At 53.8% G+C, this 13,958-nt stretch carries 14 protein-coding genes; 1 reads left to right on the forward strand and 13 read right to left on the reverse strand.

Features of this window, described 5'->3' with window-relative positions:
* Positions 1-37: 37 nt before the first annotated feature.
* From AC0IXH_RS11630 to AC0IXH_RS11690, 13 genes are all read right to left on the reverse strand, one after another.
* Complete coding sequence (locus tag AC0IXH_RS11630; protein ID WP_471720452.1) at positions 38-1,132, reverse strand: phage late control D family protein; 1,095 nt, start codon at positions 1,130-1,132, stop codon at positions 38-40.
* Positions 1,129-1,614, reverse strand: a complete 486-nt coding sequence (locus AC0IXH_RS11635) for a phage tail protein (protein WP_471720453.1) — start codon at positions 1,612-1,614, stop codon at positions 1,129-1,131. The genes AC0IXH_RS11630 and AC0IXH_RS11635 overlap by 4 nt, the downstream gene beginning before the upstream one ends.
* Positions 1,611-4,256: a phage tail tape measure protein gene (locus tag AC0IXH_RS11640; RefSeq protein ID WP_471720454.1), complete on the reverse strand. Its 2,646-nt coding sequence runs from the start codon at positions 4,254-4,256 to the stop codon at positions 1,611-1,613. Before AC0IXH_RS11640 ends, AC0IXH_RS11635 begins: the two co-directional genes overlap by 4 nt.
* Positions 4,249-4,371 carry a GpE family phage tail protein gene (locus tag AC0IXH_RS11645; protein WP_071822138.1) on the reverse strand — a complete coding sequence of 41 codons (123 nt, stop codon included), beginning with the start codon at positions 4,369-4,371 and terminating at the stop codon, positions 4,249-4,251. Before AC0IXH_RS11645 ends, AC0IXH_RS11640 begins: the two co-directional genes overlap by 8 nt.
* 14 nt (positions 4,372-4,385) lie before the next feature.
* On the reverse strand, positions 4,386-4,709 hold the full coding sequence (locus AC0IXH_RS11650) for a phage tail assembly protein (protein ID WP_053143713.1): 324 nt from the start codon (positions 4,707-4,709) through the stop codon (positions 4,386-4,388).
* Between the two features lie 58 nt (positions 4,710-4,767).
* Positions 4,768-5,283, reverse strand: coding sequence for a phage major tail tube protein (locus tag AC0IXH_RS11655; protein WP_471720455.1), 516 nt, complete (start codon positions 5,281-5,283; stop codon positions 4,768-4,770).
* 12 nt (positions 5,284-5,295) lie between these two features.
* A complete protein-coding gene (locus AC0IXH_RS11660) occupies positions 5,296-6,468 on the reverse strand; it encodes a phage tail sheath protein (RefSeq protein WP_471720456.1) in 1,173 nt (390 codons plus the stop codon).
* 119 nt (positions 6,469-6,587) lie between these two features.
* Positions 6,588-6,974, reverse strand: a complete 387-nt coding sequence (locus tag AC0IXH_RS11665) for a tail fiber assembly protein (RefSeq protein WP_471720457.1) — start codon at positions 6,972-6,974, stop codon at positions 6,588-6,590.
* Between the two features lie 9 nt (positions 6,975-6,983).
* Positions 6,984-8,006, reverse strand: a complete 1,023-nt coding sequence (locus AC0IXH_RS11670; protein ID WP_471720458.1) for a phage tail protein — start codon at positions 8,004-8,006, stop codon at positions 6,984-6,986.
* Positions 8,003-8,617, reverse strand: a complete 615-nt coding sequence (locus AC0IXH_RS11675; RefSeq protein WP_471720459.1) for a phage tail protein I — start codon at positions 8,615-8,617, stop codon at positions 8,003-8,005. The genes AC0IXH_RS11670 and AC0IXH_RS11675 overlap by 4 nt, the downstream gene beginning before the upstream one ends.
* Positions 8,614-9,528 carry a baseplate J/gp47 family protein gene (locus AC0IXH_RS11680; protein ID WP_471720460.1) on the reverse strand — a complete coding sequence of 305 codons (915 nt, stop codon included), beginning with the start codon at positions 9,526-9,528 and terminating at the stop codon, positions 8,614-8,616. The genes AC0IXH_RS11675 and AC0IXH_RS11680 overlap by 4 nt, the downstream gene beginning before the upstream one ends.
* Positions 9,515-9,874, reverse strand: coding sequence for a GPW/gp25 family protein (locus AC0IXH_RS11685; protein WP_471721147.1), 360 nt, complete (start codon positions 9,872-9,874; stop codon positions 9,515-9,517). The genes AC0IXH_RS11680 and AC0IXH_RS11685 overlap by 14 nt, the downstream gene beginning before the upstream one ends.
* Complete coding sequence (locus AC0IXH_RS11690) at positions 9,871-10,449, reverse strand: phage baseplate assembly protein V (RefSeq protein ID WP_471720461.1); 579 nt, start codon at positions 10,447-10,449, stop codon at positions 9,871-9,873. Before AC0IXH_RS11690 ends, AC0IXH_RS11685 begins: the two co-directional genes overlap by 4 nt.
* Before the next feature lie 274 nt (positions 10,450-10,723).
* Between AC0IXH_RS11690 and AC0IXH_RS11695 the strand changes: the two genes are divergently transcribed.
* A complete protein-coding gene (locus AC0IXH_RS11695) occupies positions 10,724-13,837 on the forward strand; it encodes a hypothetical protein (protein ID WP_471720462.1) in 3,114 nt (1,037 codons plus the stop codon).
* Positions 13,838-13,958 lie beyond the last annotated feature (121 nt).

A 13,958-nucleotide genomic window follows, 5' to 3' on the forward strand; every position in this document is an offset into this window, starting at 1 on the left:
CGAGTATATAGATAAATTGGCCCCAATAGGAATCACTTTATTCCATTTCTATCCCATCAATTTTCACTTCAAGTTCCAGACTTGTTGTAAACCCACTGTCGCCCAGGTTATGGGTCAGCGTGGTGATGATCCATTCAGCCGCATCAATCTGCTGCTTAAACCCGCTCACCTTTACCGGCATTTCCGTATAAAGCTCCGCCCTGCCGCGCGCCAGCTCAATGGAAAACGTGGCCACGCCCCGCTGCAGCCGTTCCCACTGCATTTTGGCTGCCCGCTCAGCATTAGCCCGGCTGGCATATGTCCGGCTCAGCACCAGCACGTTTTCATCCGTGCCGATCAGATAATCACCCTGTTTGGCTTCCGGCTCTTTTTTCTTTGCCGTGGTTTTGCGCCTGCGCTTCACTTTCGTGACTTCTTTCTTTACAGGTTCCCGCGTGTGCAGCCAGCTGGCTATCACGCCCGTATAGGCATCCCGATCTGCCAGGCTGAACCGGTGGCTGTCGCCGTCCCTGCGCTGAAGGGTGATAACCGGCAACACCTTTCCGCTGGCCGTTTTCCCCTGCCCCTGACGGATAAACAGCAGGCTGCCATTTTTCACGCAGGCTAGCGCCCCGGACTGGCGCGCAAGGCGCATCAGAAAGCTGGCGTCTGACTCGTTCGTCTGGTCCAGATGGTCAATGGCAAGCTTTGCCACGTCATCACCCAGCGCCAGCTTCAGCTTGTGCCTGGCCGCAATATCGCGCGTGATGTCGCCCACCGTGACCTTATGCCATGACTTTTCACGCTTCGTGTTAAGCGTCTCGCGGAAGTCCGCACTTCGCGCGCGAAGCGTCAGCCGGTCAGGCGTTCCCGAGTGTTCAATTTCATCAACCGTGTAAGTGCCTTTGGGGATAAGCAGCTGCCCCTCCCACCCCAGCGCCAGCGTCAGCGCAACGCCACGGCGGGGAAGCTGCAGCAGGCCGTCCGCATCGTCCAGCTGAATATCCAGCTGGTCAGCCTCAAATCCACGGTTGTCCGTGAGCGTCAGGCTGATAAGCCGCTTCTCAATCTTCTGCGTGATGTCGGCACCTTCCATCGTCAGGCGGAACTGCGGCGCGCTGATGGCGCCGTTAGCCCAGGCGGAACTGTTCATTGCAGAAGCCCTCCCACCGCAGCGTTAAGCCTGCCCGCCGCGCCGCTTGCCACACTTTGCATTGCCGTTAACTGGTCGCTCAGGCTGCCAAACATCTCGCTCAGCGATTCATCCGTTCGCCGGAGCGTGAGGGTAAACTCGATACGTCTGCACGCGCCGTTACTGAAAAACTCAGTACTGGTCTTGTTCACGCTCTCGATAACAAACATGCCGTAAATGGCTCCACTTCCCTCAATCAGCGGCCACGCGCGGCCAAGCTCCGCAATCTGCTCCAGCGCGAACAGCGTCAGGCGGCCACCGGTCATTTCAGGCAACAGAACGCCAGTCAGCGTGATGGTGTCGTTATCCGGCCCCAGAAACTGCATTGACGGACGGACACCCACCCGGCTGTTAGTCGGAAACCGCCAGCTGCGCTGGTGTTGCAGCTGCTGATAGGGGGCAGTTTTCAGCATGAAAACAAACAGCCCCAGCGTCATCATCATGATTCAAACCCTCCCCTGTCACTGTAGGAACTGCGCGCGCGGGCCTGAGCCTGCCGCTCTTTTTCTTCAATCCGTCGCATCACCTCATCCACCACACTCTGATGGCTTTCGCCCGGCTGCTGCACGATGGTAAATGCAAAGCTGTTATGCACCGGGGCAGCCGCGCCGGCAGACATTACGCCGCCGGTGACACCCGCTGGTTGTGCTTTGGCGGGCAGGCTCATTGGGTGCAGTGGCCGTGCTGCGGCCGGTGTACCTGCAAGCCCCATCGCCAGCGCGGCGGACGCGGCCAGTGATGCGGTGCGCCTGCGGCTGGTGATACTGGCCGGACCGTTCACAAGCTCCGGCCCGTTCTCGCCCGCAATCCCGAACTTCCCGGCGGGAATAAAGCCGCCGCTGTCATACAGCCCGGCAAACCCCGTTGCCGATCCCGGACTCTTACCCGGCACGCCCGCCATCACCGGCGAGGCGTCACCCGGTTTCATCCAGTCAGGCAGGTAACTGGTCAGGGATGAAAGCTTGCTTTTCAGTCCCTCCCACTTCGCGCTTATGCCCGCCATCAGCCCGTCAATCATCTGCGAGCCGGCCTCCTGAAAACGGGCCGGCAGCGCCTGCACGTCAGCAACAATTTCACTCCACTTTGAACTGATGTACGTCCTGATGGCGTCCCATACGGCGCTGACCTTGGTGCTGATGCCATCCCATAAGGCGGCAAGCTTCGGCCCCAGCGTGTCCCAGTTCTGCCAGATAAGCAGCGCCCCGGCGGCTATCAGGCCAATAACCGCAAGAATCGGGTTCGCCAGCATTAGTCGGCCCAGCCATAAGATGCCGTTGCCCATCAGGCCAATCGCACCCCGGATTAGGGTGAACGCGCTGACGGTTTTAATACCCAGCACGCCGCAACTCAGGCGCAACAGGGCCAGCGGGCCAAGAATGGCGGCAGCGGCCAGCGACAGCACGCCCACGGCACTGGCCGCAATGGCAAACCCCGCGCCAAGCTTGAACAGCCCGGCGGTCAGCTGCGGATGCTGCTTCACGAAATTACCCAGCGAGGTGGCAAGGTCACCCAGCCAGTCAGACAGCCTCTTGAGGTCCGGCGCGACGGTTTCACCAATGGCGGCCATTGCGTTGGTAAACGAACCGGTGGCCGCCTCCCATTTGTTGCCCAGGGTGTTCAGTGACGCATTGACGCGCTCACGCAGGGACGCCTGATTTTCAAGCTTGGCGGCCGTTTCCCGGTAACCCTCCACGCCTTTGGAAATCATGATGTTCAGCACCTGCAGCGTCTCCGCATCATCGCCAAACATATCCTTCAGGGTGGTGAGTCGCTTTTGAGTGCTCAGGCTCTTAAGCTGCGCCAGCTGCTGATACATCTTATCGATTCCGCCGAACTCGCCCTTGCCGTTGGTGAAGTCAAACTTCACGCCGGTGCCTTTCAGGTCGCTGTTTACGCCCTTCATCTTGTCTGCGTCCATCATGCCCTGAAACACCTTACGGTAGGCGTTACCGGCAGACTCACCCGCCATGCTGGACTGATCGGCCATGACCAGCAGCGGCGCAAAGGTCTTTGAAGCCTCCAGCCCTTTCTGCTTGATGATGTCCATCGCGCTGCCGATTTTTGCATACCCCTGCAGCATATTTCCCGGATCGACACCGGCATAGAATCCCTTCTGGATGATGTCGGTCAGGGCCATCATGTCCTTTTCGCTGGTCTGCGTGGCGTCCTGCAGCTTGGCGGCAAATTCCGCCGCGTCAGTGGGCGCCATCTTCAGCTGAACGCCCAGATATGCCGTTGCCTCACCCAGCCCGCCCAGGATTGACTGCGCGCTCATACCCTGACGCCGCAGCATGGTCATCATGTTCTGAAAGTCCGCCGTGGTGCCGGGCAGCTTGTCGCCCAGCCCCACCGCCAGCTTGTTGATTTTCTCAAACTCCGGCAGCACTTTGGCCCCCGGCCCCATCATGGACGCGGCCAGCTGCGTGGAGGCATCCTCTGATTCTGCGTAAGCCCTGACCGGGGCCATCATCGTCATCCCGGTGGTCACGCCGGTGGCAACCATGCCCGCCCCGTTCCCGGCGAGGTTGTTACGCAGCTCCATCGATTTGTCATGCCGCGCCCGGATGGCGCTCAGCTTCTGCTGCCGTTCGCCCAGCTTTCGCAGCTGCGCCTGCTGGCGCTCAATTGCCGCGCTGGCACCGTTAGCATCCGTTCTGAGCCGGCGCTGCGCCGCGCTCAGCTGTTTGGTATCAATACCGGCAGTAATAAGCGCCTCGCGCTGGCGCTGAACTGACAGCCGCAGACCGTTATAAGCCTGCTGCAACTCGCTGGCGCGCCCCTTAGCCTGTGACAGCAGCTTTGCCTGCTGCGCCGTGGGTTTGTTGGTCGCCGCAAACTGGGTCGCCAGCTGCGCGGCCTCATGCCGGGCGGTTGCCAGATTCTTTTCCGTAATGGCCAGCTGGGAGCGCGTCTTGCGAAAGCCGTCAATGCGACCCGCCTGTTCGTTCAGGGATTTCAGGCCGTCTTTGCTGGCCCTGAGTGCGGCGGCCAGCTCCTTAGAGCCAGCCTGCGCATTTTTGAAAGGGCGGGTGATTTTATCCACCGCGTTAAGAACCACCTGCAGACGCAGGTTTGTATCACTCATCGTCACCGGCTCCGCTGCGTAAAACTGCCCTGTGCCGCCACTCCAGCACCTCTGTCAGTGGCATGTTCTCCGTTGCGGAGGGCGGCCAGTGAAATACGGTGGCGATGTCCGCCACCAGATCGTCAACCGTCAGGCCGTCTGGAAATCCGACGTCACCGACTTCGGCAACAAAAAAGTCACCACCTCAACCGACAGCAGCAGCAGATCGGCAGGGTCCATTTCGTTGATTTCGTGCGGCTGAAGCGCAGGCACGGAAATGCGCGGTAGCACAACCATCATCGCGTTTACGTCCATATCCATCAGCGCCTGCAGGCGGGTGCCGCGCAGCGAACCGGACTGGGGCTTACGCAGGGTGACCTGGGTGATGGTTTCTTTGCCGCGCTGGATAGGCGTATCCAGCACAACGATTTTTTGCAGCGGCAGGGTTACCGCCTGTTCAGCTTCTTTAGCCATGTTGTTCAGTTCCTGAATTCAGTGAGAATAAGCGGCAGGATTTCACCTGCCGGAGTTATCAGAGTCCCAGCGCGTTGCGGTGTGCTTCCAGCATGTCCACGCCGCCCACAATTTCGACCATGTTCACCAGGTCAACCTCGTAAAGCACTTCGCCGTTAATGGTCAGCTTGGCGTAGCTGTTGGTGCCGGACACTTTGGTGGTGCTGGACTCACCCGGTTTCCATTCTCCAGAGTCCACCTCCTTGTGGCGGCCACGAACGACCAGCTCAACGGCCTGCACTTCAGCGGTGTCATCGCGCTGGATGGAGCCGGTAAAACGCAGCTGGATACCGTCCACGGTGGTGGCTCCCAGCTGCTTGAACAGCAGCAGTTCGGTTCCGCCAATGCTAAATTCCGTATCCAGCGCGCCATCATCCAGCCCCATATCGATGTCCACAGCGCCGGGCATTCCGCCGCCACGGTATTTTTCAAACTTGCGGGTGAATTTTGGCAGCGTCACGGACTCCACGATGCCCATCCAGTTGTTTCCGGCGTTAAACAGGTTGAGGTGCTTAAGCTTGCGGGGTAAGGCCATGTTTCCGTCTCCTTATGCGCTGACGCGGCTGGCGAAGTTCACCAGATACTGGTCAGTGATACGCTGGCGCAGCAGCAGGTTTTCAAGCGGTGGCACCGGCGTGTAGTCGTAATCGATCAGCAGCTGGCCTGCTTTCAGCGTGTCTTTGGTATTCACGCTTTCGTCCAGCCAGCAGTCACCGCCAATGAGATAACCCTGGTTAACCAGCTGGCGCATTTGGGCGCGGATACCTTCAATGATGTCGCGGGCCAGTGACGGGTTAAGCGGGCCATCCACAGCCCACATGTGTGCTTCAGCCATCGTGTCGGCCAGAACCTGCGCGGTGCGCGTGTAGTTCTCAAAGGCAAACAGCGGATCGTCACTGAGGCAGCGGGAACCCCAGAAGCGAAAGCCATCCTTGCGGATAAGCGTGGTGATGTCGTTCTTGTTCAGCAGGCCCGCATCGGTGGCCGGATCCTGCAAATCCCAGAACACATCGGCGGAAATGCCGGTGACGCCGTTCACGCCCACGTTCGACAGGGTTTTGTGCCAGCCGGTCTGCTCGTCAATTTTGGCGCGCAGACCCAGCGCGCGGGCGGTGGCGTAGGCCGTTGCGTCCGCACTGGTCACGGTGTCAAAGTTGATGAAGTCCGGCCAGATTAGCATCCCTTCGCGCTGGCTGAAGTTGTCGCGATAGGCAATCGCCTCTTCAACGGTTTTACAGCCATATGCCGCCAGATAGGCAAAGCCGCGCAGGCTCTGCGCGACGGACAGCAGCTCGGTGGCCACCGCCTGCGTGTCATGCCCAGGTGCGCCAAGAATACGTGGCTTGACGCCCAGCTGCGCCTGCGCGGCCAGCAGCGCTTTCATGCCGGTGCGTTTGCCGTCAGTCGTCACGCCGCCGATGATATTGGTTGTGGTTTCTGCTTCGGTTTCGCCCTGCGCCACGCGCACAATCACGGTAACGGGTTTCGCCTGGTCGGCAATGGCATCCAGTGAACGGGCCAGCGTGCCGGATTCCCCGGCCTTGCCGCTGGCGGTCAGTACGTCAGTGACCAGCACGGGCTTGTTGAGCGGGAACATCGCCGCATCGGCATCATCGCCGGTGCAGACCATGCCCACGATTGCCGTGCTGACGGTGGTGATGGTTCGGGTGCCTTCGTTGATTTCCTCAACGCGCACGCCGTGGTGATAGTCTTGCGCCATGTAACGAATCTCCTGTTAAGGGGTTTCGCTATGGTGAGAGGTAAGGCGGGCTACTGCACTCGGTTGCCGTTGTGTGGGGAGTGGTACAAATAAAACAGGCCCGGATACGGGCCTGGTGGTTATGCTGGCATCTGCGGCCAGATGATATTGTAAGGGAAGTCGCTTGCTGCCGTGATGTCTCTCAGGAGCTGCCGGTACGCTTTGATTTTTTCTTTATAATCCGGCTCAACCGGGTAGTCATCCACCATGTAAACGTCAGTTTCTGCCAGCATGGCATCACGTTTAGCCCGCGCCATGGCTGAAAGTTGATCCGCGCCGAGTTCGGCAGGCTCCATCAAAATGACGCCCCCCTTTTTATCGACCTCCACGACCTTACCAAGCGAAATACCTTCCAGGAGTGAAGTCCACTTTTCATCGCTGATTTCAACTGAGTCGGCAGGAATGTCTTCTCCGTGAATATTTAGATCATAAAAACCAAATGTTGATGGGCTGTAGCGCTTAGTCATAACCGTTCCTCAGTAGCCGATGGCAATCCATTGTGAACCCGTAACACCCATTGTGAAGGATGTTCCATTTAGTGTTACCGCCCGGATGTTCAGGGTGGTGAGGGATGTTGCTGCAGGCCCAAATACAGTGAAGTTAGACGAACTCCACGAGCTGGAACTGATATCCCCACAGAAGCACCGGATCACCGCTTTGGGAAAAGCAACAGGGAACGTTGCCTGCCCCGCTCCGGCTGAAAGATTTAAATAACCCCACTGAATGATTAGCCCTCCCGGCACATCAGGAATACGGATGTAATCACTGCCCGCAAACGTGCGCTTCCCAAACAGGCCCATCACCGCCGCGATTGTTGGAAGAAGCTTATCGCTGTTCCCGGTCATGTCAGCAGCTGCGCCAACGTTGAGTTTTGCAGCATTCCCAAGGCCAAGATTCAGAAATACCTTCGCAAGTAAGTCACCCTCTTTAAATTCAGAAAGCGCATTTTGTCCCTGTAGGTACTGCTTGTGAGGATTGACCGCCGCGACATGGTCTTTCATAAGATTGTCTGCATAAGCTCCAACCTCAATAACCGCGGTATCAACATACTTACGCGTTGCCAGTACCACTGACGGATCAATTTTCAGGGTGATAGCATCCGTGCTGTTCACAATCAGGATCATGCGGACGGTCTGCGTGCGCCCGCTTCCCTCCTGCAGCGCTGGCTTGTAGGTTTCCGGCGTATTGCACACGGCAATCAGCGTGCCGTCCTCGGAAAACAGCCCCATCTCACGGATCCAGAATCCCCCGTCCGTTTCGGGAATAATCTGCTCTGCGACAATCTGGCTGGTGTTCGCCGGATCAATGCTCAGCGCATTGATAGCTGCCCGTCGGTTCTCATGCACCAGCGCCGTTTGTGTTGCGGTGGGCGTTGGCAGCACGCCGTTCCCGTCACCCACGGCCATCTGGGTAATGTTCAGTTTGGTGCCCAGCGCGGTGGCATTCGCAATCTTCGCCGCGCCGAGGTTAGTCACGATGGCATAATATTTTTGTGTCATGGTCCCACTTCCAGCAGATCGATAACGTGAACCGCCGCGCCGCCGTAAAGGGTGCCGCTGACGGAGATAATTTCCGGGGTGTAGGGATAAACGGTCATGTCGTCACCGTCATAGCTGGCGGCCGTCACTCGCATCTGGCCGTCAACCTGCAGATTAATGGACATCCCCAGCATATGGCGGCTACATGGCTTGGCATCGCCGATCAGCCGCTCCAGCTCCTGATAGGTTTCTTCAGTAATGCCCTGGTCCTGCACGCCGATATCCAGGCGGAACGTGCCGGGTGCTTCACCGGACTGCCACCACTCAATAATGCGAATGAGAAAGCCGAACGGCTCCACCACGCGGCGGATGGCGCTGGTTGTGCCTTTATGCTGATGGATATAAAACGCATCCAGCACCACCCGGCGCTTGACGCTTTCCGCCCAAGCTTCGTCCCAGCGGTCTACCGAAAACGCCCAGGCAAGATACGGCAGGAACAGCACCGGGCAGGTGGCCGGATTCCACAGGTCACGCAGCGGCACCTCAAGACCTGTAATCCCGCTGCACACCTCCGCCATTCGTCGCTCAAGCGTGGACGATCCCGGCGGCATTAGGCTGTTATTCAGGCTCATACCGCCTCTTCCTGATCCGCAATGGTTACAGCCGTTCCTGTGCAATAACCGGTCTGCGTGCGGTCCATAATGATGTCCGCTGCAGGTTCGATTACTTCCACCCAGTCAACACCGGCCACGCGCATCACCGCGCCATAAGACTCCCTCCGCACGCTGCGCCCCAGCCTGCCCTGCTCAGTCAGATAGGCAGCCAGCGCAGTCTTCGCAGCTGCCAGACATGGCCCGGCCGTCACGCCGTCAAAAAGATGCAGCCTGGCATCCACGCTATAACTGAAAATCTCTGCCCCCTGAGTCGTCACTCTGTCCGCCACCGGCCTGACGGTTTCGGCATTCAACGCCTTATCGACAATGGTCAGCAGATCAGCTGATGCCGTGCCGTCACCCTCACGGCTCAGCACGGTAATCAGCACCTCCGCCGGTGACGGACTGGTGGCCGACACATCCGCCACGCGCCCGTCCGCGCTCTTGGCGTAAAACTCGTAGGCCGCAGTTGGCCCGGCGACGGATAAGCCTTCAAAAGCGTTTGGCACCCTGAGACGCAAATCGTCATCAGACTCCATTACGGCATCCACCGGCGGCACGGCATCGGTATCAGCAGGCGAAATGGTCAGGCGGGATACGTTGTAGTTGGCTGCCAGTTGGTCCAGATCGCTGCTCAGAGCATAGGCAACCATCACCGCCTGCGCCGCCTCATTAATCCGCTGTAGGAGCAGGATTTCCCGATAGACGTTTTCCTGCAGGGTTTTTACCTGCGGATCGGATTCCAGCGCTAATACCCGGCGCACCGCCTCCTGTTTATCCGCCGGATAAAGTGCGATCAGCGCCTCTTTACGCTCAGCCAGCAACACCTCAAAGTCCGGCACCTGGACAACCTGTGGCGCGGGTAGTTGGGATAAATCAATTACTGCCACTGTTCACCCCCGTTGATACCGCCATGGAAACCGGTGAGCCGTCATCGCGCTGCCCGGTGATCTCAACCTGCATTGAGCCGTCAAAATCAGTCGTCAGGTTCACCGTATCCAGCCGGATACGAGGCTCCCAGCGACTGAGGGCCGAATAGGTGGCCGCCATAACCTGCAGGCGCACCACATCGTTTTGCGGCTGGTCAATCAGCACCGATAAAAGTGAACCGTATTCGCGCCGTGCCACCCTGCTACCCTCGGGCGTAACCAGAATGTCACGCACCGACTGGCGGATATGGTCAATATCGGTAATGGCTTCGCCGGTATCCCGGTTCATCCCCAGATACATCATCAGTGTGGCCCTCCGGTATTTGCGCTGCCTTTTGCCACGCCATCATGGGTATGGCCATCCGCCACCACACCATTAGAAGTCATCGCCCCGCCGCCCTGCGTCACGCCGCCGTTGATGACTACCTCGCTGTTAATTTGCGTCTGGTCTGCGGTGACAATGAATGTGCCTGTTCTCAGCTCTATGTTGTCCGACGCTTCGATCAGCACGCTCTTTATGCCCTTTATGAGCCAGCGCCCCGTGGCGGGTTCATATTCAAACCAGCCGCCGTCCGGGTACTCCGTCACGCTGCCGTCTTCAGAATTTGAGGGCGGCGGAAAAGAATCGGAATACACGGCGGGCAGCGCAAAGGCGGTTTCCAGATTGCCGCCCAGACTCAGCAGTACCACCTGCTCACCCACGGACGGTTTCCACCAGGTGCGTGAAGTCCCTGAGCGTAATGTCAGCCAGTTAATCCAGTTGGTTTCAAGGTCGCCCGTTTTCACCCGGCAAAGCCATTTATCCTTATCCACTTCCGAGACGGTCCCGGTACGGATAAGGTTGGTGATAAGGCGCATGATTTCGGTCAGTTGTGCGTTCATACCTAGAGGTTGCCATTAACAAAAAATCATTGGCAGCAATGAGTATTGTGAGATGAGCGATACAAATGTTTAGCTCTGCTGATCCATCACAAAACTGAACCAGCCGGCCGACTTGGATTTGATATTAAAAATTAGGTGAGAAATTTTTTGGGACTCTCTCACGTATTTCATAAAAAAAAAGATCAACGTTTACTAGACAATAAATTTCAGATAATTTTAGTTTAATCACATTTCCATTAGTACTTTGAGCTGAATGAGGAGCCTTGACATATAAATGGAATTTAGAGCGATTCAAATAGCGCCACCTAAGAGCTGGGAACGATTTGAAGATCTCTGCCATGCTTTGTTCAAACAGGTGTGGTCAGATCCGCTTACGCAAAAAGAGGGTAGACGAGGGCAGCCACAGCATGGTGTAGACATTGTTGGGTCTCCGATGTCAAAAAGAGATCAATTTTATGCCGTGCAGTGTAAAGGAAAAGAAGCAAATTACGGTTCATCCGTAAAGTGGCATGAAGTGCTTGCGGAAGTTGAAAAGGCTGATCATTTCGAGCCGGGAATTGAGCATTGGATCTACGCAACTACAGCGCCAGTGGATGGCAAGCTACAAGAAGAAGCCAGAAAACTCTCAGTAAAACGTTCTGAGACCGGCCGGTTTACGGTAAGCGTTTTAGGCTGGGAAGAAATTCAGTCTTTAATGGCAGAACATATTTCCGTAGTTGAGGAATTCTATCCGGAAGCAGCCTATCGATTACCCTTAATTCTTAAGGCACTTCAAGATATTTCTGACCAAAACGCAAAACCAAATACCATTAGAGAACATCTAGCCTTGGAGCCACAAAACCACACTGGATTTCACGCTACTGTCTGGCATGACATATCATTCGATGGTTCACGAGATTTGGGTCCTGCTCTTTTGGGGAGGCCTCTAGGCCCAGCAGATACAGCCGCTTGTCCGCAACTGATTGAAGTAACTCATATAGTCAACATACTTAGAACTGCGTATAGCATTCAACTATTCGGTATTCCTGGAGCTGGTAAATCTATTTGTGCTTATCAAGCAGCCATGCGGTTTTCTCAAGAAGGTTTCATAGTGAAGCGCTTGGCTAACTCAGAAGTTCAAAATATTGTTCTGCATAGAGGTGTGTTATCAGATAAAACTCTTTATCTGGTTGATGACGCACACCTTATGTCTCCCGACACACTTAGGCTCTTACAGGATGCTACCGATACCAATACTTTATTATTGTCTATTCATAATGCAGTTGAGAATCAGTCAATTCCTAGAGGCGCTTTATTTCTCGATCACAAGCGCGCTGTTAAAACGATAGCTGCAGGTTTACTTTCTAACAGAAAAACCACCTTGGAAGTTGTGCGTCGAGCCGATAACGAAATAGGCGATAGAATGATGGATACTAGCCTTGAGGATCGGATTCATACCGCTGAAGCTGGAGCAACAATGCCTTGGCAATTCTGCTTTATTCTCGGTGGAGGGTGGCGTCGCGCAAAGCAGGTTGCTGAGGCGGCCAAGGGTGTCAACGCCGATTTTGTACTGGCCATTATTGCTGCAAGGCAAATAGCTTCACGTGACGAAATTGTAAATTACGAAGACATTATAAATTTGTGTGAAGTTCATGATAATAGTTCAGAGCTGTTGAGAACGGCTCTCAACTGGCTTGTTAGTGAGCGGCTCATTTTATCACTTCATGACTGTAGAACACCGCATCAAAGGTTTGCTGCAGTAGTATTTCATCAAATACTAATAAATAGAGATAATGATGGTCGCATTGAAATATTCAATCACTTAGATAAGATTCTAAACAACTCTAAGTACCCACTGGCTGGCATCCGTAGTCTTTTACATGAAATAAAATTCGGCTATGGTGATTATCGATGGATTTGGATGGAACCACTGAAAAAAAACACCATTCACAAGATAGCTGACCGATGCTGGCATAACACAGAAAGTGAAGACCGAAACGCTTCTTGTTTAACACTGAACGAACTTGATGGATTTGAAAAAAATTGGGCAACTGCAATTATCGAGCCTAACATACCACTATTATCCGATTGGATAAGCACCCCCGGCACTGCAGGTGGTGGATTAAGTTGGTTACTCAATCACATTCGAAACACCAATCAAAATTTATTCACAAGAATTATTGCCCGAGTATCGCCAGAAAAGCTGGGGGAAATCACATCTGAGATAACTCCTGAGACTGCTTATGGAATATCAGCTCTTTTAAACTCCACATATAATCACCTAGACCTAAGATGGACAACTCGTTTAGCAAACTCCATAGATAGAAACAAACTTGAAATGTTAGCATTAGAATGGAAAAGTGAAGATTTAGCATTTTCATTCGCAAACACATGTTTTACGATAAGCCATTACGATGAGACACTTGCGTTTAATATGCTTAAGAAATACATCCCTACTGCACAAAAAATCATTTCCAAAGACCCTGTCGGTGGGATTCAAGATTTACATGACATTGTCATGGGGATGTTGCGAGTTCTAGATCCATTAGGTGTATTTACCGGCAAACATAAACCTGATGCCATTCGCTGGAAAATTGCGCGAGAAATCTGCTCCAAAATTGACACTCAACAAGTTGCAATCAAGTTATCAACGACACCAAAACGCGATTTTCAACAAGCAGCATTTTTTCTCAATTTTTTATATAAATGCGCCCCTAAGAAACTCAATCTAATTATTAACATTCTAGACTGGGAAAAAATATCTGACACTATAAGTACTGACTGGGCGAATCCTCCCCATGAGGTAGAAGTTTTCTTAGGAACATTACATGTTGAAAAATCGAAGACTCCAAAAGTATCAAAATTCATTTCAGATAACGCCGAAAAAATAATTAAATTCCCACCAAGGTTTGTATTAATGGCACATGAATCAGCATTTCGGCATATTGAAAACGGTAGAGATATCCGACTTTCCCAACATGACCATGTCGATTGGACCTTTGGCGCTTACGTAATTGAGGTCTTTGCAGATATTCGGCCAGATTTGCTTTCTTCTGTATTGAACCCCTTCATTAAAGATATTTCAAAGTCTCTCTCGAGGAGTAATCATAGTTGGTTTAATCAGGCTTACTCTTTCCTTGAATCATTACGAACCAATGCCCCAGAAATTCTTGATAAAATAATATCTGAAATAGATACTACAACCGCATATAATGGTTGGAGTGATAGCCTTTCAAAGAATAATGGGGCAAGAGCATCAGTAGCAATTCTAGTAGAACACGCCATTAACACTGAAGGAAGCATTGGCACAATGGCAAGAGATTTAAGGAAAAGATTCCCTTCAGCATCAGTACCTAAACGAAAAAATAATTTTATAAACAGTGGAGAAACCCGCAAAAAAGCTAATTAGGCTTTAAAGGAAAAATAAGATTAGAAATTTATTATCGGCTATCAAAACTAAGTATCGAGTTAATTACCCCTTTACATTACAGCTGAACATTAGATTTAATTTTTCATAATTTAGTTAATTT

It is taken from the genome of Erwinia sp. AC075 (assembly GCF_979253995.1).

Excerpts from the sequence above, each read along its gene's own strand:
- AC0IXH_RS11675 (WP_471720459.1), bottom strand. The coding sequence starts at position 8,617 with ATGAGCCTGAATAACAGCCTAATGCCGCCGGGATCGTCCACGCTTGAG.
- AC0IXH_RS11630 (WP_471720452.1), bottom strand. The coding sequence starts at position 1,132 with ATGAACAGTTCCGCCTGGGCTAACGGCGCCATCAGCGCGCCGCAGTTC.
- AC0IXH_RS11670 (WP_471720458.1), bottom strand. The coding sequence starts at position 8,006 with ATGACACAAAAATATTATGCCATCGTGACTAACCTCGGCGCGGCGAAG.
- AC0IXH_RS11655 (WP_471720455.1), bottom strand. The coding sequence starts at position 5,283 with ATGGCCTTACCCCGCAAGCTTAAGCACCTCAACCTGTTTAACGCCGGA.
- AC0IXH_RS11640 (WP_471720454.1), bottom strand. The coding sequence starts at position 4,256 with ATGAGTGATACAAACCTGCGTCTGCAGGTGGTTCTTAACGCGGTGGAT.
- AC0IXH_RS11690 (WP_471720461.1), bottom strand. The coding sequence starts at position 10,449 with ATGAACGCACAACTGACCGAAATCATGCGCCTTATCACCAACCTTATC.
- AC0IXH_RS11665 (WP_471720457.1), bottom strand. The coding sequence starts at position 6,974 with ATGACTAAGCGCTACAGCCCATCAACATTTGGTTTTTATGATCTAAAT.
- AC0IXH_RS11635 (WP_471720453.1), bottom strand. The coding sequence starts at position 1,614 with ATGATGATGACGCTGGGGCTGTTTGTTTTCATGCTGAAAACTGCCCCC.
- AC0IXH_RS11650 (WP_053143713.1), bottom strand. The coding sequence starts at position 4,709 with ATGGCTAAAGAAGCTGAACAGGCGGTAACCCTGCCGCTGCAAAAAATC.
- AC0IXH_RS11660 (WP_471720456.1), bottom strand. The coding sequence starts at position 6,468 with ATGGCGCAAGACTATCACCACGGCGTGCGCGTTGAGGAAATCAACGAA.
- AC0IXH_RS11695 (WP_471720462.1), top strand. The coding sequence starts at position 10,724 with ATGGAATTTAGAGCGATTCAAATAGCGCCACCTAAGAGCTGGGAACGA.